The following is a 454-nucleotide window of genomic DNA, read 5'->3' as shown; positions in this document are numbered from 1 at the left end:
CCCCAGAGATCGTCGCCCAGCACGGGCTGTCCCCTGAAGAATATGAGCGTGTCCTGCACGCGATGGGCCGCGAGCCCAATCTGACCGAGCTTGGCATTTTCTCGGTCATGTGGTCCGAGCATTGCTCGTATAAATCCAGCCGCATCCATTTGAAAAAGCTGCCGACCACCGGCCCGCAAGTGATTTGCGGCCCCGGCGAGAATGCCGGCGTGGTCGACATTGGCGATGGCCAGGCGGCGATCTTCAAGATGGAGAGCCACAACCACCCGTCCTATATCGAGCCTTATCAGGGCGCAGCGACCGGCGTTGGTGGCAGTTTGCGCGACGTCTTTACGATGGGCGCGCGGCCCGTCGCCAACCTCAACGCGCTGCGCTTCGGTCGGCCCGATCATCCCAAGATGCGCCACCTCATTTCGGGCGTTGTGCATGGCATTGGCGGCTACGGCAATTGCGT

Annotated in this window: 1 protein-coding gene; it reads left to right on the top strand. The window is 61.9% G+C overall.

What is annotated here, in order from left to right; translation table 11 throughout:
- The coding region (locus tag AACY52_RS31110; protein WP_339561510.1) for an AIR synthase related protein at positions 1-454 on the top strand (454 nt) is incomplete at both ends.

Source organism: Pseudomonas sp. EA_65y_Pfl1_P113 (assembly GCF_963970525.1).
Taxonomy (GTDB): Bacteria; Pseudomonadota; Gammaproteobacteria; order Pseudomonadales; family Pseudomonadaceae; genus Aquipseudomonas; species Aquipseudomonas tritici.
The sequence above is the reverse complement of the archived record's forward strand: the minus strand, read 5'-3'. Positions and strand labels throughout refer to the sequence as shown.